General features: G+C 61.7%; 18 protein-coding genes, 1 tRNA gene and 1 pseudogene. 13 read left to right on the top strand and 7 right to left on the bottom strand.

All coding sequences use genetic code 11. From position 1 onward, the window contains the following. Nucleotide 1 precedes the first annotated feature (1 nt). Complete coding sequence (locus tag ACEN84_RS21275; protein WP_413709822.1) at nt 2-202, bottom strand: hypothetical protein; 201 nt, start codon at nt 200-202, stop codon at nt 2-4. 235 nt (nt 203-437) lie between these two features. On the opposite strand from ACEN84_RS21275, the gene ACEN84_RS21270 reads away from it, so the two are divergent. The 3 genes and pseudogenes from ACEN84_RS21270 to ACEN84_RS21260 form a co-directional block, all read left to right on the top strand. Beyond that, nucleotides 438-725, top strand: coding sequence for a hypothetical protein (locus ACEN84_RS21270; RefSeq protein ID WP_413709821.1), 288 nt, complete (start codon nt 438-440; stop codon nt 723-725). Nucleotides 726-950: 225 nt separating this feature from the next. Then, entirely contained in the window at nt 951-1,226 is a 276-nt protein-coding gene (locus ACEN84_RS21265; RefSeq protein WP_413709820.1) for a hypothetical protein, read from the top strand. Continuing rightward, nucleotides 1,223-2,200 (top strand): annotated as a pseudogene (locus tag ACEN84_RS21260) (tyrosine-type recombinase/integrase); the annotation flags it as partial. The gene ACEN84_RS21265 and the pseudogene ACEN84_RS21260, both read left to right, overlap by 4 nt. 161 nt (nt 2,201-2,361) lie before the next feature. Here the strand turns inward: ACEN84_RS21260 and ACEN84_RS21255 are convergent. After that, nucleotides 2,362-2,437: transfer RNA gene (locus tag ACEN84_RS21255), tRNA-Ile, on the bottom strand. A 154-nt stretch (nt 2,438-2,591) separates the two neighbouring features. Between ACEN84_RS21255 and ACEN84_RS21250 the strand changes: the two genes are divergently transcribed. The 4 genes from ACEN84_RS21250 to ACEN84_RS21235 all read left to right on the top strand — a co-directional run bounded on the left by ACEN84_RS21250 (nt 2,592) and on the right by ACEN84_RS21235 (nt 5,061). Beyond that, nucleotides 2,592-3,338, top strand: a complete 747-nt coding sequence (locus tag ACEN84_RS21250; RefSeq protein WP_413709819.1) for an SIMPL domain-containing protein — start codon at nt 2,592-2,594, stop codon at nt 3,336-3,338. Between the two features lie 245 nt (nt 3,339-3,583). Beyond that, nucleotides 3,584-3,967, top strand: coding sequence for a hypothetical protein (locus tag ACEN84_RS21245; RefSeq protein WP_199629219.1), 384 nt, complete (start codon nt 3,584-3,586; stop codon nt 3,965-3,967). 102 nt (nt 3,968-4,069) lie between these two features. After that, nucleotides 4,070-4,471 carry a DUF4174 domain-containing protein gene (locus ACEN84_RS21240; protein ID WP_112715757.1) on the top strand — a complete coding sequence of 134 codons (402 nt, stop codon included), beginning with the start codon at nt 4,070-4,072 and terminating at the stop codon, nt 4,469-4,471. 101 nt (nt 4,472-4,572) lie between these two features. After that, nucleotides 4,573-5,061, top strand: coding sequence for a heme-degrading domain-containing protein (locus tag ACEN84_RS21235; protein WP_199629217.1), 489 nt, complete (start codon nt 4,573-4,575; stop codon nt 5,059-5,061). Between the two features lie 42 nt (nt 5,062-5,103). Here the strand turns inward: ACEN84_RS21235 and ACEN84_RS21230 are convergent, their stop codons facing one another. Next, nucleotides 5,104-6,363, bottom strand: coding sequence for an AGE family epimerase/isomerase (locus ACEN84_RS21230; protein ID WP_413709818.1), 1,260 nt, complete (start codon nt 6,361-6,363; stop codon nt 5,104-5,106). A 173-nt stretch (nt 6,364-6,536) separates the two neighbouring features. On the opposite strand from ACEN84_RS21230, the gene metH reads away from it, so the two are divergent. Further along, complete coding sequence (metH, locus tag ACEN84_RS21225; RefSeq protein WP_413709817.1) at nt 6,537-10,310, top strand: methionine synthase; 3,774 nt, start codon at nt 6,537-6,539, stop codon at nt 10,308-10,310. A gap of 92 nt (nt 10,311-10,402) precedes the next feature. Here the strand turns inward: metH and ACEN84_RS21220 are convergent, their stop codons facing one another. The 4 genes from ACEN84_RS21220 to ACEN84_RS21205 all read right to left on the bottom strand — a co-directional run bounded on the left by ACEN84_RS21220 (nt 10,403) and on the right by ACEN84_RS21205 (nt 13,605). Next, nucleotides 10,403-11,275, bottom strand: a complete 873-nt coding sequence (locus ACEN84_RS21220) for a hypothetical protein (protein ID WP_413709816.1) — start codon at nt 11,273-11,275, stop codon at nt 10,403-10,405. 363 nt (nt 11,276-11,638) lie between these two features. After that, entirely contained in the window at nt 11,639-11,905 is a 267-nt protein-coding gene (locus ACEN84_RS21215) for a type II toxin-antitoxin system ParD family antitoxin (protein ID WP_413709815.1), read from the bottom strand. A 60-nt stretch (nt 11,906-11,965) separates the two neighbouring features. After that, nucleotides 11,966-12,730 carry a GntR family transcriptional regulator gene (locus ACEN84_RS21210; RefSeq protein WP_199629211.1) on the bottom strand — a complete coding sequence of 255 codons (765 nt, stop codon included), beginning with the start codon at nt 12,728-12,730 and terminating at the stop codon, nt 11,966-11,968. Next, the gene (locus ACEN84_RS21205; protein WP_413709814.1) at nt 12,727-13,605 is read right to left on the bottom strand and encodes a BadF/BadG/BcrA/BcrD ATPase family protein; all 879 of its coding nucleotides are present in this window, start codon (nt 13,603-13,605) and stop codon (nt 12,727-12,729) included. Before ACEN84_RS21205 ends, ACEN84_RS21210 begins: the two co-directional genes overlap by 4 nt. Before the next feature lie 532 nt (nt 13,606-14,137). Between ACEN84_RS21205 and ACEN84_RS21200 the strand changes: the two genes are divergently transcribed. The 5 genes from ACEN84_RS21200 to ACEN84_RS21180 all read left to right on the top strand — a co-directional run bounded on the left by ACEN84_RS21200 (nt 14,138) and on the right by ACEN84_RS21180 (nt 19,514). Continuing rightward, nucleotides 14,138-15,397 (top strand): ABC transporter substrate-binding protein, encoded by a 1,260-nt coding sequence (locus ACEN84_RS21200; protein WP_413709813.1) that lies wholly within the window; start codon nt 14,138-14,140, stop codon nt 15,395-15,397. Nucleotides 15,398-15,642: 245 nt separating this feature from the next. Beyond that, nucleotides 15,643-16,587 (top strand): carbohydrate ABC transporter permease, encoded by a 945-nt coding sequence (locus ACEN84_RS21195; protein ID WP_413709812.1) that lies wholly within the window; start codon nt 15,643-15,645, stop codon nt 16,585-16,587. 10 nt (nt 16,588-16,597) lie between these two features. Then, nucleotides 16,598-17,440 carry a carbohydrate ABC transporter permease gene (locus ACEN84_RS21190; RefSeq protein ID WP_130277960.1) on the top strand — a complete coding sequence of 281 codons (843 nt, stop codon included), beginning with the start codon at nt 16,598-16,600 and terminating at the stop codon, nt 17,438-17,440. Then, nucleotides 17,437-18,501: a Gfo/Idh/MocA family protein gene (locus tag ACEN84_RS21185; RefSeq protein ID WP_112715562.1), complete on the top strand. Its 1,065-nt coding sequence runs from the start codon at nt 17,437-17,439 to the stop codon at nt 18,499-18,501. The genes ACEN84_RS21190 and ACEN84_RS21185 overlap by 4 nt, the downstream gene beginning before the upstream one ends. Nucleotides 18,502-18,512: 11 nt before the next feature. Beyond that, nucleotides 18,513-19,514: an ABC transporter ATP-binding protein gene (locus tag ACEN84_RS21180; protein WP_413709811.1), complete on the top strand. Its 1,002-nt coding sequence runs from the start codon at nt 18,513-18,515 to the stop codon at nt 19,512-19,514. The last annotated feature ends 6 nt before the right edge of the window (nt 19,515-19,520 follow it).

The following is a 19,520-nucleotide window of genomic DNA, read 5'->3' as shown; positions in this document are numbered from 1 at the left end:
ATCAACCACCGGCACCGGGAGGCGCGTCGTTCTCAAACATGTCCTTGTATTGGATGGTCTCGTCTTCGTTGGTGTCGATAGAGGCACCGGTCGGCGCGAAAAGACGGACGCCAGGCCCGCCGCTTCCGCTGTAAGTACCGTCAATGAAGGTGACGCCGGCCGCCTGGAGGGCGCGGACTACAGCGGCGACGTTGTTGGTCATTCCGGGCACAGCTCCCGTCGCCCCTTCCATCCGCTTGAGGGTGGGAACCGACACATTGGCTGCTTTCGCAACCTCAGCTTGGCTTAACCCAACTAAGCTTCGAGCGGCAGAAATCTGCCTTCCAGTGACCTTCGATTGATCCATAAGTATCAAAATTATCCATAGGTGTTGACATGCGTTTCGCGGTGATCTAAAAGTATCACATGAACACGTAGGTAGCAACGAGGAGCCTCCCATGACGATCCACACGAAGGTGAAACCCGCCGACAGAACTGCGCTTCCGCGCGCGCTTATCGGCAGACGTCCTTTTCCGGAGTACGTTTGGGCCTTCGAGATCGGCGATCGCGTCGAGATCTTCGCGACGAAAGAGATGGCCGTCGTTGTCGGCCGCTCGCAGATATTAGGGCAGCTGGATAGCTTCCTTGTCCAGGTTGTAGGCGACACATGCGCGCCTCTCTGGCTGAAAGACTTCGAAATTCAGGGTTCCCCAACCGCGGTTCGTCCGCGGGAGTGCGGCAACTAGGTCGCACGGCCGACTGCGGTGCGTAGTTACACCGTGGTCGGTCAATGGAATTCGGTCCCTTGCCCTGGGCCGACCGCAGCCTGCCGTGTTGCCGCATCGCGCGGCAGGCTGCGACCTATCCTATAGGCCGCGCGACCCACCACCGGCACTCGCCGCGCGCGGCCACCCCCATTGCCATCGCCGAATGTTTACACCAGCGTCACCCTGACCGAACAAGGAGGACCGATGCCCGCTGCTGCCAACGATAACCGATTGCCGCCAGGAATGACGCCCCGCGGGCTCGCACGCGTCGCTGCGGCGGCATACGTGGGCATTGGCGCAACCACCTTCGATACGATGGTCGCGACCGGCGAAATGCCATCGCCGAGGAAGGCTCGGGGCAGGGTGCTCTGGGACCGTTTCGAACTTGATGAGGCGTTTGACGCTCTGCCTCGCGATGAGGCGCGCCTGTCGCTGCCGTCGACCCCCGACAACCCTTGGGATGACATCGGAGTAGCATGAAGCTCAATCTGCGCGGCATCATCGAAGACACCGACCGTCACGGCAATGTGCGCATATATTTCCGTGTGCAAGGCAAGAAGAAGGTCCGGCTTCGCGAGAAGCCGGGCACCGCTGCGTTTCTGCGCGAGTATGAATGCGCCGAGAAGGGCATCCCCTACGGCGAGGCGCCGGTTGTCGCGGACTCGGCGAAGCCAGTTGTCGCTCGATCGTTCCGGTGGCTATGCCAGCAGTATTTCCGTCGAGCGGCCAATTCGGTCACTGTTGACACGATGAGCCGCCGGCGCCGCCTCTTGGATGATATCTGCGTCAAGCACGGTGACAAGCCTTTCGAGCTCCTCGAGCGCAAGCATGTGACTGCTATCCGCGACACACGGATCGACAGCCCCGGCGCGGCCAATAATATCGTCAAGGCTATCAGCGCTCTCTATGCGTGGGCCATCGAGGTAGGCGAGGCGAAGGTCAATCCGTGCAACGGCATCAAGCGGCTCAAGTCAGGCGAGGGGTGGCATACCTGGACGCTGGACGAAATCGAGCAATTCGAAGCCAAGCACCCGCCCGGTTCCACAGCTCGCCGCGCACTGGCAATCTTCATGTTCACTGGCCTTCGCTTGTCGGACGCAGCTATCCTCGGGCGCCAACATCTTGAAAACGGGTGGATCCGAATTCGCCCCGGAAAGACCCGAAAGTCGAGCGGCGTCGAAGTGAATGTGCCGATCCTGCCTGATCTCGAAGTCGAGCTTGCACAGGTGCCAGCGGGCCAGCTTACATTCCTGGTCACCGAATACGGCAAGCCGTTCTCGGATAAAGGGCTTGGAAACAAGATGCGCCAATGGTGCGACGAATCAGGACTTTTTCATTGCTCGGCCCACGGGCTGCGCAAGGCAGGCGCATCGATCGCCGCAGAGAACGGCGCGACAAGCGATCAGCTGAAGGCGATTTTCGGCTGGACGACGAGTCAGCAGGCCGATTTGTACACCCGTGCTGCGCGAAGAAAAAAACTTGCCGGCGACGGCGCGAAGCTGCTTTTGCCGGACCGTAACGAGAACAAAGAAGTCCCACCTTGGGAGGCCAAATTTGAAAAGTGGGACATGGAGGCCAAAGAAATTATGGAAAAACAAGAGCTTACGGAAATCGATGGTGGGCCCGGAGGGACTCGAACCCCCAACCAAGCGGTTATGAGCCGCCGGCTCTAACCATTGAGCTACAGGCCCTGGCGCAGGCGCCTGCGCTTGCTTCGGGGCAATGGTTCCCCGCAGCGGTTTCGCTCTAGCGTAATTCGGATGCAGCGACAAGACGTTGCCGCAATAGCTTCACAATCAATGGCCAAAGAAGAGAAACGGGGTAGCGACAACCAAGGAGTGAAACATGGCGCTGCAGAATACCAGGAAACTTGCGCTCGGCCTTTTGATGACGGCTGCGGCCGTGCTGCCGGTGACGGCGGCGGCGATTGCCGATGATTCAAAGCCGCGCGAAGCCGTGATCATGGTTTCGGGGGATGGGCAGTCTTCGGTGGCGCCCGACATGGCGATCGTCAATCTCTCCGTCGTCAAGCAGGCGAAGACGGCGCGCGAGGCACTCGACGAGAACAACAAGGCGATGACCGAGGTGCTGGCGGCGCTGAAGAAGGGCGGGATTGCCGAGAAAGACCTGCAGACCGCAGGTTTCTCGGTGCAGCCGCAATATAACTATCCGCAGAGCACCGACGGCCAGCCGAAGCAGCCGGAGCTGATCGGCTACCAGGTGTCGAATGGAATCACCGTGCGCGTGCGCGACCTTTCCAAGCTCGGCGGCATCATCGACCAGTCGGTGACATTGGGCATCAACCAGGGCGGCGACATCAGCTTCACCAATGACAAGCCGGAAGGCGTCATCGACGAGGCGCGCAAGGATGCGGTCGCCTCGGCGCTGAAGAAGGCGAAGACGCTGACGGAAGCGGCGGGCGTCAAGCTCGGACGAATCCTCGAGATCAGCGAAAACAGCGCCCGCCCGATGCCGCAGCCGGTCTATCGCGCTGCGATGATGAAGGAGGCCGCCGATGCCTCGGTGCCGGTTCAGGGCGGCGAGAACACCTATAATGTTACGGTCAACGTCACCTTCGCGCTCGAGCAGTAAGCGCTGACATCGGCTTCCGGTGGCAAAAATAGCCGTTGGTATCGTTAAGCGATATCAACGGCTTAACTGCTTTTGGTGGCGACTTTTCCCAGGGCGTGGGCATAAATCGCTTTATCACGCGAGTGTTACACTATAAAATCGATCGTGTTATTCGGCCGCGCGAGGGAACCCGAGTTCTGTTTTCCGCATTAATTTCCCGGCCGATGAGGAGGAAATGGCTTCATCCCTGCCAAGAGGAGACAGACATGACGAATGCCTTGCCGCCGCTTCACAACGGACACGCCCCGTTCACCCTTCAGGAACTCTTCCGTGAGGCTCTCTATGCCTTCGAAGAATGGGATACGGAACTCACAGAACCGATCGTGACCTTCGAAGGGAAGGTCCTGCCGATCAGCATGGTGTTCGAAGCCATGCGCGAATGCGACGACATCGTGCCGATGAATATCGTCGGTGCCGTCACCGAGCGGCTGACCAAGCCCTGGGAAGGCGAGGGTCCTCTCGACCAGATGACCTTCTCGACAGCGGCGCGCGTCATGCGCGTTCTGGTTCGCAAACGGCTTCTCGCCAATGGCGGGACCGATGTCGTGGCCGTTACCGGCCGCGCTGCACCGCGCGAATCGCGCGAGTAGCACCCAAATCGCAGGATCGCCGTCAGCTGGCGATCCTGCCCCGCTTCCTGCGGGAACCGCTCAGGCCTCCAGCCGTTGATGACGATAGGAAGGATGGGCATCATGCTGAAATCATTCGTACGGGAAATTCTCGGAACCGAGCCGCACACGGTCTCGACGCCGCGCTGCCTCAGGCCGTTCGGCGGCAAGAAGCGCGTGCTGCTGGTGTTTGCCGATGCCGAGGACGACCGCGCATCGCGCCAGGACGATCTCTTGCGCAAGGCGCATCTGCGGTTCATCGAGGAAGATATCGAGGTCTTCAACATTGCCGGCGGCGGCGTGTTTCCGCTGTTCGACGATCCGCATGATCTCGATGCCGACGAGCTGCGCGACACGCTCGATGGTCCGCAACCGGGCGAATTCGGGCTGATCCTGCTCGATCGCGACGGCCGGGTGAAGCTGCGCGCCAGCGAGCCGATGCGGCCCGAGGAGATCATCGGGGCGCTGGCCACCATGCCGCACTAGGCGCTCTCGTCCGGGCAGAGCTATCACTACGATTTCGCTTTACTTTTTTCTGCGCCCTGCGGATGTTCTCTCCTAGTCGTATGAGGAGAGGAGTGCCTGTGATGACCATCGAGGATGATCTGGTTCGCATCGCCGAACAGGAAAAGGTGCTCGCCTTCGACAGCTTCGACCTGACGAGCGCCTGGCAGCTCGGCAAGCTCCTGCAGGAGCTTTCGACCGACCGGGGGCTGAAGGTGGCGATCGATGTGTCGCTGCATTCGATGCAGGTCTTCTACGTAGCGCTGCCGGGCGCGACGCCCGACAATGTGCAGTGGGTCCGGCGCAAGCGCAACATGGTGTTCCGCTATCTGAAGAGCAGCTATGCCTGCGGGTTGAAGCTGAAATCGGATGGCAAGACGATCGAGGATAACGGGCTTTCGAGCGCCGATTACGCCGCCCATGGCGGCAGCTTCCCGATCAATGTGAAGGGCACCGGCTGCATCGGCGCGGTCACGGTTTCAGGCCTGCCGCAGCGCGACGACCATAATCTCGCGGTCGAGGCGCTGGCGCTGATGCTGGCGAAGGATCTGGATTCGCTGCGGCTCGGATAGGGCATGCGGCCATTCCCGCCGGAACGGGAATGGCTCTAGTGCTTAGAGCTTGCCGCCGGCTTCGATGATGCCCTTTGTGATGCTGCCGGTCGCCGGGAAGAGCGGGATCAGGCAGGCCTGCAGGGCGTGGTAGATGTCGCCCTTGCCGGGGAACAGGCTGTGCGAGGGCACGAGGTCTTCCGTCAGCTCTTCGTGCCAGCCGCCGTTCTCGTGGTCGATGAAGCAGCGTTCGATGACGTTCCAGACCTTGCGGTAGCTTTCCTCGTGGAAATCGCTCGGCAGGTGCTCGTTGAGGAAGTGGGCCGCGGCTGCCGCTTCGCAGGCCGGCCACCAGAGCTTGTTGCGCTTGGCGGGCTTGTCGTCCCAATCGAGCGTATAGAAGAAGCCGCCCTTGTCATTGTCCCAGCCGAGCGCCATCGACTGCGAGAACAGGCCCTTGGCGGCGTCCGGCAGCCAGTCCAGCTTCTTGCCGCCGAGAACCCAGAGCTGCAGGATGAGGCGGGCCCATTCCAGCGAGTGGCCGGGCGTGGTGCCGGCCGGGCGGAACATTTCGTTCGGGTGGTAGTAGTTCTTGTCGAGGCTCCAGTCGGCGCCGAAATGCTCGGCGACGCGCCAGCCGACCGAACCGGCGGCGCGGCGGATAACGAGATCGGCGATGCTTTCGGCCTTGGTCAGATATTCGCGGTCGCCGGTCGCCTCGAAGGCGGCCATCAGCGCTTCCGTCAGGTGCATGTTGGAGTTCTGGCCGCGGTAATTGCCGCCATCGAGCGGCTGCCAGTCGGCGGTGAATTCCTCGGCGATGGCGCCGTGCCTGGCTTCCCAGAAGCGGGTATTCAGGACTTCGGTGATATCGGCAAGCATGCCGTCGGCCAGCGGATGGCCGATGGTCTTGGCCGAGGATGCGGCGAGCAGCACGAAGGCGTGGCCATAGCCCTGCTTGTTGGAATCGACGCGGCCGTTATTGTCGAGGGACCAGAAATATCCGCCGTTCTTGCGGTCGCGGTGATGGTTCCAGAGATAGTCCATGCCGTGGTCGACGACATCAGATGCGCCGGGGCGGCCGAGCAGGGTGCCTGCGGCAAAGCAGTGGACGGCGCGGGCGGCGATATGGATGCTGCGCACCTGACCCTCGGCGTCGAGCGGCTTGCCCTGATCATCGAGATCGTAGAATCCGCCCTTCGGGTTGATCGACTGGTGCTGAAAGAAATCGAAAAGGCCGTTTGCCTGGGCCAAGAGCCAGTTGCGGTGATAGGCGCGGGTCGTCCAGTTTCCGAGACCGCTGCTGCCGTTTGCCGATGCCATGTCGCTCCTCCGATTTCATGCACAAAGCCTTGCGGAACGCCTATATAGAGGTCCGCCGAGTCTGTCACGCCGCCCCGCCTTGTAATCCATTCTTGTGGCAGGCATATATTGACATAAAGATATCTTTATGTGATTTCATCACCCTGGTCTTGAACGACGCAAGGAGTCCGCCCGTGTTCGACAATCTTTTCGGTCCTGATGGGGCAAAACGCGACGGCAGTGAAGTGTTCGCGGCGCTTAAGAAAGCCGCTAGCGAGCGCATCCTCGTTCTCGACGGCGCCATGGGCACGCAGATCCAGGGTCTCGGCTATGACGAGGACCAGTTCCGTGGCGACAGGTTCATCGGCTGCGCCTGCCATCAGAAGGGCAATAACGACCTGCTGATCCTCAGCCAGCCCGCCGCGCTGGAAGAGATTCATTATAAATATGCCAAGGCCGGCGCCGATATTCTCGAAACCAACACCTTCTCCTCGACCCGCATCGCGCAGGCCGATTACGAGATGGAAGGCGAGGTTTACGCGCTGAACAAGGAAGGCGCCGAGATCGTCCGCCGCGCGGCACTGCGCGCCGAGCGCGAGGATGGCCGCCGCCGCTTCGTTGCCGGCGCCATCGGCCCGACCAACCGTACGGCTTCGATCTCGCCCGACGTCAACAATCCCGGCTACCGCGCCGTTTCCTTCGACGACCTGCGCATCGCCTATGGCGAGCAGATCGACGGACTGATCGATGGCGGCGCCGATATCATCCTGATCGAGACGATTTTCGATACGCTGAACGCCAAGGCTGCGATCTTTGCCTGCGAGGAGCGCTTCGAGGCCAAGGGCATTCGCCTGCCGGTGATGATCTCCGGCACGATTACCGACCTTTCCGGCCGTACGCTGTCCGGCCAGACGCCGTCGGCTTTCTGGAACTCGGTGCGCCACGCAAACCCGTTCACCATCGGCCTCAACTGCGCGCTCGGCGCCAACGCCATGCGCCCGCATCTGCAGGAACTGTCGGGCGTTGCCGATACCTTCATCTGTGCCTATCCGAATGCCGGCCTGCCGAACGAGTTCGGCCAGTATGACGAAACGCCTGAACTGATGGCGGCGCAGATCGAGGGCTTCGCCCGCGAAGGTCTCGTCAACATCGTCGGCGGCTGCTGCGGCTCGACGCCGGAGCATATCCGCGTCATCGCCGAGACGGTTGCCAAGTACAAGCCGCGCCCGATCCCGGAACACCGTCCGTTCATGTCGCTCTCGGGCCTCGAGCCCTTCGAGCTGACCAAGGATATTCCGTTCGTCAATGTCGGCGAGCGCACCAACGTCACCGGTTCGGCCAAGTTCCGCAAGCTGATCACCAATGCCGATTACACGACGGCGCTGGATGTGGCGCGCGACCAGGTCGAGAACGGCGCGCAGGTCATCGACATCAACATGGACGAGGGCCTGATCGATTCCGAAAAGGCGATGGTCGAGTTCCTCAACCTGATCGCAGCGGAGCCGGATATCGCCCGCGTGCCCGTCATGATCGATAGCTCGAAATTCCAGATCATCGAGTCGGGCCTGAAATGCGTTCAGGGCAAGCCGATCGTCAATTCCATCTCGCTGAAGGAAGGCGAGGAGAATTTCCTGGCGCAGGCGAAGCTCTTGCATCGCTATGGTGCGGCCGTCGTCGTCATGGCGTTCGACGAAACCGGTCAGGCCGACAGCTACGACCGCAAGGTGGAAATCTGCCGCCGTGCCTACAAGCTGCTGACGGAAGAAGCCGGCCTTTCGCCTGAGGACATCATCTTCGATCCGAACATCTTCGCGGTCGCGACAGGTATCGAAGAGCACAACAATTACGGCGTCGATTTCATCGAGGCGACGCGGACGATCCGCAAGGAAATGCCACTCGTCCATATCTCGGGCGGCGTCTCGAACCTGTCCTTCTCGTTCCGCGGCAATGAGCCGGTGCGCGAGGCGATGCATGCCGTGTTCCTCTACCACGCCATCCAGGCGGGGATGGACATGGGCATCGTCAATGCTGGTCAGCTGGCGGTCTACGACCAGATCGATGCGGAGCTGCGCGAAGCCTGTGAAGACGTCGTGCTGAACCGCCGCGCCGACAGTACCGAGCGGCTGCTGGAGGTCGCGGAACGGTTCCGCGGCGCCGGTGGCAAGGAAGCCAAGGTTCAGGATCTCTCCTGGCGCGAATGGCCGGTCGAGAAGCGTCTCGAGCATGCGCTGGTCAACGGCAATACCGAATATATCGAAGCCGATACCGAGGAAGCACGCCAGAAGGCTGCGCGTCCGCTGCATGTCATCGAGGGTCCGCTGATGGCCGGGATGAATGTCGTCGGCGATCTCTTCGGCTCGGGCAAGATGTTCCTGCCGCAGGTGGTGAAGTCCGCCCGCGTCATGAAGCAGGCCGTTGCCGTTCTGCTTCCCTATATGGAAGAAGAGAAGCGGCTGAACGGCGGCAGCGAGCAGAAATCTGCCGGCAAGATCCTGATGGCGACCGTCAAGGGCGACGTGCACGATATCGGCAAGAATATCGTCGGCGTCGTTCTCGCCTGCAACAATTACGAGATCATCGATCTCGGCGTCATGGTACCCGCCACCAAGATCCTCGAGACGGCTGTTGCCGAGAAGGTCGATGTCATCGGTCTTTCCGGCCTGATCACGCCGTCGCTCGACGAGATGGTGCATGTGGCGGCCGAGATGGAGCGCCAGGGCTTCGATATTCCGCTGCTGATCGGTGGCGCGACGACTAGCCGCGTGCATACGGCGGTGAAGATCCATCCGGGCTACAGCAAGGGCCAGGCGATCTACGTGACCGATGCCAGCCGCGCCGTGGGTGTGGTCTCCTCGCTGCTGTCGCCCGAGAACAAGGATGGGTACGTCGCCGATATCCGCACCGAATATGCCAAGGTCGCTGCCGCGCATGCGCGCAGTGAAGCCGAGAAGGTGCGCCTGCCGCTATCGCGTGCCCGCGAGAATGCCCATCAGGTCGATTGGTCTGCCTACAAGCCGACCAGGCCGAGCTTCCTGGGAACCAAGGTTTTCGAGGACTACGATCTCGCCGATATCGCCCGCTATATCGACTGGACGCCGTTCTTCCAGACCTGGGAACTGCGCGGCCGCTATCCGGCCATTCTCGAAGACGAGAAGCAGGGCGAGGCGGCGCGCGCGCTCTGGAACGATGCGCAGGCGATGCTGAAGAAGATCATCGACGAGAAGTGGTTCCGCCCGCGCGGCGTGATCGGCTTCTGGCCGGCGAACGCCGTTGGCGACGATATCCGCCTGTTCAAGGATAATGCCCGCAAGGAAGAACTCGCGACCTTCTTCACGCTGCGCCAGCAGCTGTCGAAGCGCGACGGACGCCCGAATGTGGCTCTCTCTGATTTCGTCGCGCCCGAAGCGACCGGTCTTGAGGACTATGTCGGCGGCTTCGTCGTCACCGCCGGTATCGAGGAAGTGGCGATCGCCGAGCGCTTCGAACGGGCGAACGACGACTACTCGTCGATCCTCGTCAAGGCGCTGGCCGACCGCTTCGCCGAAGCCTTTGCCGAGCGCATGCACGAGCAGGTGCGCCGCGAATATTGGGGCTATGCCAAGGACGAGACGCTCTCGAACGACGAGCTGATCACCGAGCAATATGCCGGTATCCGCCCGGCGCCCGGCTATCCGGCACAGCCCGACCATACCGAGAAGAAGACGCTGTTCGAGCTTCTCGACGCTGAGAACACCGCGGGCGTGAAGCTCACCGAGAGCTACGCCATGTGGCCCGGCTCCTCCGTCTCCGGCCTCTATATCGGCCACCCCGACTCCTACTATTTCGGCGTCGCCAAGGTGGAGCGCGACCAGGTCGAAGACTATGCCGCGCGCAAGGGCATGGAGGTCACCGAGGTCGAGCGCTGGCTCGGACCGGTGCTCAACTATGTGCCTACCAAGGCCAGCGACGAGATCGAGGACGCGGCCTGATTTCGGGCTGCGGTCTTCAGAGATTGAATCAAGAAGGGCGGAAAGTGATTCACTTTCCGCCCTTATCTTTTTGAAATTATGGTAATTTCTCTCTACGTCGTGAGCTCCACCAAGATCGCCGTCGTGTCGTCGCTCTGCTTGAAGCGGGGATAGCGCAGGCCGTCGGGATCGACTTCGCGTTCCAGGCGGCGGAGTTCTTCGATTATCGGGCGCAGTCCTCTGTCGAGCGCCGTTCGGACCAGGCTTGCCGCATCGTAAAGCGTATAGAGCACGACGAGATCGGCCAGGCCGTCGCTGCAGATGATGGCGTGCGCCCGGGCTTTGACCGGTAGCGGCTCATGGACGAGGTGGTCGGCTGCCTCGGGAACGAGGCCGAGCGTCCAGATGCCGCCGGGCGTGTTCTGGCTCTCGCGGTGGCGGCGAAGTGCGGCGAGCGTCTCGGGGTCGGCGAGGGCGCCGCCGCCATTGTTAATGCCACCGGTGCGGGCGATGTGGCTGCGCGCGTGCTCCTGCTCCCTTGCATAGGCGCCGGGTATCGCCGTGTGGAGGCTTGCCGAACCGTCTTCCTGAAGCAGGAAGACGCAGGAGTCGCCAAGGCCATAGAAGGTGAAGGCGTCGTGCGTCGCGTGCACCATCGCAAAGGCCGAGAGCGGCCAGGCGTAGCGGGGGACGTCGGGATGGCTGCCGGTGAAGCTCTTGAGGGCGTCTTCCGATGCCACGCGGGCGATATCCGGGATTGTGGTATCGCGGGTAATGCCGCGCTGAAAAGCGTCCGCGCAACGCGCGGCAATCCAGGCGGCATCGCTACCGTCAGGATCGACATATTGCCGATCCCCGAGACCGGTTGCGCCGTCGATGACGAAGGCGCAGGCCTCGTTGTGGCCGAGACGGTCTTCATTTGCCTTTGCCGGATTGCCCGGATCGGAAACGGCGTCGAGGACGGAAATTCTGGGTGCTGTCGTCATGACCTCAAGGAATAGCCTCAGGCGAGCGGCTCTTCAATGCGATCGGCGCTATTTGCGGGATTTGAGACTGCGTGATCCTATCTGCCTGCCGCCATAGAAAATGCCAAGGATTACGACTGTTCCCTCGGCGACTGTAAATGCGATGCTGACGCGGCGCTTGTAGCCGACCACGCGAAGACCCTTGCGGATATGGTCTTGCCGGCTGCCGCGTTCCGGAAATGTCGCTAGCTCGATGCAGAAATCACGGATGCCGGAGATGAAATTCCAGGCGATGGCAGCGCCCGCCTAATCGGCGACATAGTCGTAGAGTTCGGCGAGTTCGCGCTCGGCTTCCCGGTGAAAGACGACCTTATATTCGGCCACCTACTTCTCTTTCGCCAATCTGGCCTTGTGTCTCTGCTCGATGTTGCTGAAGGCAGTGTCGAGCGATACGCCGGTCTCGATGTCGCCTTTGATCTCGTCGAAGCGGGCCGCGACTTCGTCACGAAGCCACTGCTCCCGACCATCTTCATAGTCTTCCAGCAGGCGCAGGCCGGCGCGAACGACCTCGCTGGCGTTGTTGTAGCGGCCGGATTCAAGCTGCTTCTTGATAAGGCGCTCGTAGTGTTCGCTCAGCGCGATGCTTGCCATTGCTCTCTCCATCGCTTGGTCGGCGATGGATGATAGCAATAGATAACATTGAATAACAGTCTAGCTCGCGCCGATCGTCAGTTCGGCGACGAAATCATAGGCGTCGCCGCGGTAGAGGGAGCGGGTGAATTCGACGGCGCGGCCGGAGGCGAGGTAGGAGATACGCTCGATCGACAGGCCGGCGGCGCCGACGGGGACGCCGAGGAGGTGGGCGTCGGCTTCCTTCATGTTGGTGGCGGAGATGCGCTGGACAGCGCGGGTCGGGCGAACCTGGCGGCGTTCGAGCTCGGCATAGAGCGAGGTGGTGACGACGGACGGGTCGGGCAGGAATTCGCCGGAGACGCTGGCGTTTTCGATGGCGAGCGGCTGGTCGTCGGCGATGCGCAGGCGCGAGAGGCGCGAGACCTTGATGTCGGTGCCGAGGCCGAGGATCATCATTTCGTCGGGCGAGGGTGTGTGAATGCCCTTGTGCAGCCATTCGGAGCGCGAGGTCATGCCGCGCCGGGCCATGTCTTCGGTGAAGGATGTCAGCTGCGACAGGCGCTGCTCGACCTTGGAGACCGGTTTGGCGACGAAGGTGCCGGAGCCGTGACGGCGCACAAGCAGGCCGTCGGCGACGAGATCGTCGATCGCCTTGCGGACGGTGACGCGGCTGACGGCCGCGAATTCGGCGATATCGCGCTCCGGGGGCAGGGCGTCGCCGTGGCCGAGTGTGCCCTTGCGCACGGCTTCTTCCAGCGTGCGGCGGAGCTTGACGTAGAGCGGGCCGGTGCCGCCGGCCTGGACGCGTTCGGGCGAGAGGATGGTGGAGAGATCTTCGGTCATGCCGCACCCCGCGTCTCGACGTTCAGGCGCTTGACGGCCAGCTCGACGGCGCCCTGCAGCACGTCGCCCTTCGGTTCGGCTAGCAATGCCAGATGGCGCTCGGCAAGCCAGGGGCGGTAGGCAACGGCGAGGCCGCCGAGCAGGCAGATCGCCGGGCATCCGGGCCAGATCAGTGCGTCGAGATTTTCGCCGATCGCAGCCGCCGCATCACGGACGATGCCGGCAGCCACGTCGTCGCCACTACCGGCATGTTCGAAGACGGCGGGCGCATAGCGCGCAAAATCCTTGGGTTTCGCGACATGGGCGAATTCGACGAGCTTTTCGGGATCGTTTGCGAACTCGGCCATAACCTTGGCCGTGAGCGCGGAGCCGGCGCGCACCTTGTCATAAGCCAGCAGCGAGCGTTCCAGCAGGTCGCGGCCGAGGCGCGCGCCGCTTGCCTGGTCGCCGACGATGAAGCCGCCGATGCCGCTGACCTTGCCGTTGCGGCGCGCATTATAGACGGAGCCGGTTCCAAAGGCGCCGATCGCGCCATCGGAATCGCCGAGCGCGCCCTGCAGCGCGATCAGCGCGTCGGTGACGACCTTGCCGTCGGCGAAGGGAAGGGCCTTCTCGATGCGGCTGCCGTAGTCGCCGACATTGGCGCCTGCGACGCCGACGACGGCGGAGACGCTGGAAACGGTTTCAGGTGCCAGTGCGGCGTCGCGCAGCGCCTCTTTCGCGGAGAGAATGATGTTCTCGAGCGATCCTTCGAGATTGGACAGGATATTGGCGGGGCCGGCGGTGCCGCGGCCCAGAATATTGCCGGTCCGGTCTGCGACCGCGGCGCGGCAGCTCGATCCGCCACCATCAATGCCGATTGCCAGTTCCGTCATCGGACCCCCGGATAACGCTGTTCCCGTCGTTTTTTATTACCATACCAAAAAAATACCATTTACCAAGCAAAATTGGCTCGAAAATTTCATATTTCTATCATGTTGATTTTAAATAATAAAAATTTTTTATGAAAATTCGGACCGCCAAAAGTTAAATTCGGCTGGACAATTGGTATTTTTTTGGACTTAATTCTGAAAAAGGGAACAGCAAACAGGGGCAAATTTACACCGGCACGAAAATCAGCGGCCGGGACGCTCCTGAAGACGATTGTATCAGGCTTGGGATCGCCTATCGGGCAATCCGCCGCCCCGCAGTCATCAGCTCTTCCCCATGAGAATACCGCGCCCCGCTTTGCGTATTGGGAGGGTGCAGTCCGGCCGGAGGCCTTGCGCCTTTTTCGCCGGTTCGAGCTTAAGGGACCGCCAGCCTTGGCGATCCTCGAAAGGGGGCGTTGGGTGTTTCCTCAGACACGCCGATTGCTTGTTTCAGAACCAAAGAAGCGCCGGATGGCGCTTAAAACAGGAGAGGGAAATGAAAAACACTGCTCTGAAAAGCCTGCTGCTGGCTTCGAGCCTGCTGACGTCTGCCGGTTTTGCCTATGGCGCCGATGTGACGCTGACGGTCGAAAGCTGGCGTAACGACGACCTGCAGATCTGGCAGGAAAAGATCATCCCGGCTTTCGAAGCCAAGAACCCGGGCATCAAGATCGTCTTCGCTCCGACCGCTCCGACCGAGTACAATGCTTCGCTGAACGCCAAGCTCGATGCCGGTTCTGCAGGCGACATCATCACCTGCCGTCCATTCGACGCTTCGCTCGAGCTCTTCAACAAGAAGCAGCTGGCCGACCTGACGAGCCTCCCGGGCATGGAAAACTTCACGCCGGTTGCCAAGGCTGCCTGGTCGACCGACGACGGCAAGTCCACTTTCTGCGTGCCGATGGCCTCGGTCATCCACGGCTTCATCTACAACAAGGATGCCTTCGACAAGCTCGGCATCGCTGTTCCGAAGACGGAAGACGAGTTTTTCGCCGCTCTCGACAAGATCAAGGCTGACGGCACGTTCATCCCGCTCGCCATGGGCACGAAGGACCTCTGGGAAGCCGCAACCATGGGCTACCAGAACATCGGTCCGAACTATTGGAAGGGTGAAGACGGCCGCGCCGCTCTGATCTCCGGCAAGCAGAAGCTGACGGATGCCGACTGGGTCAAGCCTTACGAAGAGCTTGCCAAGTGGAAGCCCTACCTCGGCGACGGTTTCGAAGCCCAGACCTACTCGGACAGCCAGAACCTCTTCACGCTCGGCCGCGCAGCGATCTACCCGGCCGGTTCGTGGGAAATCGCGCTGTTCAACAGCCAGGCTCAGTTCAAGATGGGCGCATTCCCGCCGCCGGTTCCGAAGGCTGGCGACCAGGGCTACATCTCCGACCATCCGGATATCGGCGTTGCCCTGAACGCCAAGAGCGCGCATGCCGAAGAAGCCAAGAAGTTCCTGTCGTGGGTCGCTTCCAGCGAATTCGCCGACATCTACGCGAACTCGCTGCCGGGCTTCTTCAGCCTGAACTCCAACCCGGTCAAGATGAGCGATCCGCTTGCTCAGGAATTCGTTTCCTGGCGCGGCCCGTACAAGTCGACCGTCCGCTCGACCTACCAGATCCTGTCGCGCGGCACCCCGAACCTCGAAAACGAGACCTGGGTTGAATCGGCCAACGTCATCAACGGCACCGACACCCCGGCCGTTGCCGGCGAGAAGCTCCAGAAGGGCCTCGACAGCTGGTACAAGCCGGGCAAGTAACCGAAAACCCCTCCCCAACCCCTCCCCACAAGGGGGAGGGGCTTTTGCCGCAGCGTGCCTGCGGCAAACGGCAGGGAGGGAAGCATGCCGCGAGTTGTCTTCCCCCTTGTGGGGAAGATGGCCGGCAGGCCAGAAGGGGTCTTTCGTCATGCCCACGGCATGACGTTATAGAGGGCACCTGACCGTCCCCGAGATTCATCTGCGCTGCGCTTCGACGTCAGCCAATAGCAATAAGGCGAGGGCCAATGAGCGAAGCCGCAAACCCTGACATCACTCCGATCAAGCGCCCCGTTCGCTGGCATATCGGCGTCTTTCTCTTTCCGGCATTCGTCGTCTATTCGGCGATCATGATCCTGCCGCTGATCGAAACGCTCAGGCTTTCGTTCTACAATCTGGTCGATGGCCAATCGACCTTTGTCGGGCTCGCCAACTACAAGGTGCTGTTCGGAGACGCGCGCTGGGCGCACGACTTCTGGAACGCGCTGGTCAACAACCTGATTTTCTTCGTCATTCACATGTGCGTGCAGAACCCGATCGGCATTGCGCTGGCAGCACTCCTGTCGACGCCGCGGCTGCGTTTCGTTGCCTTCTACCGCACCGCCATGTTCCTGCCGACGCTGCTCTCCTTCGTCATCGTCGGCTTCATCTGGAAGCTGATCCTGTCGCCGATCTGGGGTGTTGCGCCCTGGCTGATGGGCCTTGTCGGCATGAAGGGGCTGTTTGCGCCCTGGCTCGGCCAGTCCGGTCCGGCGCTGATCGCCGTCTCGCTGATTTCCAACTGGCAGTATATCGGCATCCCGATGATGCTGATCTATGCGGCGCTGCTTTCGATCCCGGAAGAGGTGATCGAGGCTGCCGAATGCGACGGCATTACCGGCTGGGCGCAGTTCTGGAAGATCAAGCTGCCGCTGATCCTGCCGGCGATCGGCATCATCTCGATCCTCACCTTCGTCGGCAATTTCAACGCCTTCGACCTCGTTTACACCGTGCAGGGCGCGCTTGCCGGCCCTGATATGTCGACCGACATCCTGGGCACGCTGCTCTACCGCACCTTCTTCGGCTTCCAGCTGCAGCTCGGCGACCGGTCGGTGGGCGCGACGATTGCCACCGTCATGTTCGTCATCATCCTTGCCGGCGTTTCCTTCTATCTCTTCGCCATCCAGCGCCGCATGCGCCGGTACCAGTTCTGAGGAGCGCGACATGTCCAACAAAGCCCGCACTTCTCCCATCCGCACCGGCCTCGTGCATCTGGCGCTCATCGGCTACACGCTGATCGCGATCTTCCCGGTGTTCCTGACGATCATCAACTCGTTCAAGGATCGCAACGCGATCTTCCGCTCGCCACTGCAGGTGCCGACGCCGTCGACCTTCAGCCTTGTCGGCTATCAGACGGTTCTGGGGCAGGGGGACTTCGCGCTCTATTTCCAGAACAGCTTCGTCGTCACCATCGTGTCGATTTTCCTGGTGCTGCTGTTCGGCGCCATGGCCGCCTTTGCGCTCTCTGAATACCGCTTCAAGGGCAATACGCTCGTCGGCCTCTACATGGCGATCGGCATCATGATCCCGATCCGCCTCGGCACGGTGGCGATCCTGCAGGGCATGGTGGCTGCCGGTCTCGTCAATACGCTGACGGCGCTGATCCTCGTCTACACGGCGCAGGGGATACCGCTGGCGATCTTCATTCTCTCGGAATTCATGCGCACGGTCTCCGATGACCTGAAGAATGCCGGGCGCATCGATGGCCTCTCCGAATATGCGATCTTCTTCCGCCTGGTGCTGCCGCTGGTGCGGCCTGCCATGGCGACGGTTGCCGTCTTCACGATGATCCCGATCTGGAACGATCTCTGGTTCCCGCTGATCCTGGCGCCGGCCGAAGCGACGAAGACCGTTACGCTCGGCAGCCAGATCTTCATCGGTCAGTTCGTGACCAACTGGAACGCGGTTCTGGCGGCACTGTCGCTGGCGATCCTGCCGATCCTCGTTCTCTACGTCATCTTCTCGCGGCAGCTGATCCGCGGCATCACCTCTGGAGCAGTAAAATGAGCAGTTCTCAGAAGCCCGTCCGCGTCCTCGTCGCCGGTCTCGGCAATATGGGCCGCAGCCACGCGCTCGCCTATCACAACAATCCGGGCTACGAGATTGTCGGTCTCGTCAACCGCTCGGCGCCGAAGCTCGATCCGGCGCTCGCAGGCTACAAGATCCATCCGGATTTCTATGCGGCTCTTGCCGAGCTGAAGCCGGACCTCTGCGCCGTCTGCACCTATTCCGACAGCCACGCCGACTACGCCGTTGCCGCCTTCGAGGCAGGCTGCGACGTCTTCGTCGAGAAGCCGCTGGCAACGACCGTTGCCGATGCCGAGCGTGTCGTTGCGGCTGCGAAGAAGGCCGGGCGCAAGCTCGTCATCGGCTATATCCTTCGCCACCACCCGTCGTGGATCAAGCTGATCGAGGAAGCGCGCAAGCTCGGCGGCCCCTATGTGTTCCGCATGAACCTCAATCAGCAGTCCAGCGGCCCGACCTGGGAAACGCATAAATCGCTGATGCAGACGACGCCGCCGATCGTCGATTGCGGCGTTCACTATGTCGACGTCATGTGCCAGATCACCGATGCGAAGCCGGTGGAAGTGCGCGGCATGGGCCTGCGTCTCTCCAACGAGATCGCGCCCGACATGTATAATTACGGCCATCTGCAGGTGATCTTCGAAGACGGTTCCTGCGGCTGGTACGAGGCCGGCTGGGGACCGATGATCTCGGAGACCGCCTTTTTCGTGAAGGATGTAATGTCACCGAACGGGGCGGTGTCGATCGTCATGGATCCGAACGCCAAGTCCGACGATATCGACACGCATACCAAGACCTCGGTCATCCGCCTGCATAGCGCCGAGACCGGTCCCGATGGCAAGTTCATCAAGCCGGATCAGGATATGACGATGGCGGGCGAGCCCGGCCATCAGGAGCTCTGCGACCGCGAGCAGGCCTTCATGCTGAAGGCTATCCGCGAGGATATGGACCTCACCCGCCACATGGGCGACGCCGTGGCGTCGCTGCGCATCTGCCTGGCCGCCGACGAGAGTGCGCGCACCGGCAAGCCCGTCAAGCTGTAAGGAATTCGACTTTGGGATCGCTTCAACTCAAATCCATCCGCAAGACCTACGGCACTCATGAGGTGCTGAAGGGCATCGACCTCGAGGTCAATGACGGCGAATTCGTCATCTTCGTCGGCCCGTCCGGCTGCGGCAAGTCCACCCTGCTGCGCAGCATCGCAGGTCTCGAGGATGTGACCTCGGGCACTGTGATGATCAACGGCCGCGACGAAACGCTGACGCCGCCTGCCAAACGCGGCATCGCCATGGTCTTCCAGTCCTACGCGCTCTATCCGCACCTGACGGTCAAGGACAATATGGGCCTCGGCCTGAAGCAGGCCGGTACGCCGAAGGACGAGATCGAGAAGCGCGTCACCGGCGCTTCGAACATGCTGTCGCTCGCGCCCTATCTCGCCCGCCGTCCGGCCGAGCTTTCGGGCGGCCAGCGCCAGCGCGTCGCGATCGGCCGCGCCATCGTTCGCGAGCCGGAACTCTTCCTGTTCGACGAGCCGCTGTCGAACCTCGATGCTGCCTTGCGCGTCCAGACCCGCCTGGAGATCGCCAAGCTGCACCGCCAGCTGAAGGCAACGATGATCTACGTCACCCACGACCAGGTCGAGGCGATGACGCTCGCCGACAAGATCGTCGTGCTCAATGCCGGGGCGATCGAGCAGGTCGGTTCGCCGATGGAGCTCTATAACCGCCCGGCCAATACCTTCGTCGCCGGCTTCATCGGCTCGCCGATGATGAACTTCATCGCCGCCGACAAGCTCGGCGACGGGCAGGCGAAGACCGTTGGTATCCGCCCGGAACACCTGACCCTGTCGCGCGACGGCGGCACCTGGAAGGCGAAGATCGTCCATGTCGAGCATCTCGGCGCCGACACCATCGTCTATCTGGAATCCGACCAGTGCGGCCTGCTGACGGCGCGCCTCTTCGGTGAACATCAGTATGAGCCTGATGAGGTGGTGTTCGCGACGCCTGACAAGGCGCATATGCACCGGTTCGACGGGAATGATCAGGCGATCAGGTAGGGATTG

It is taken from the genome of Rhizobium sp. Rhizsp82, from assembly GCF_047325115.1.
GTDB lineage: Bacteria > Pseudomonadota > Alphaproteobacteria > Rhizobiales > Rhizobiaceae > Rhizobium.
Note: the sequence above shows the minus strand (reverse complement) of the source record. Positions and strands in the feature narration are given on the sequence as shown.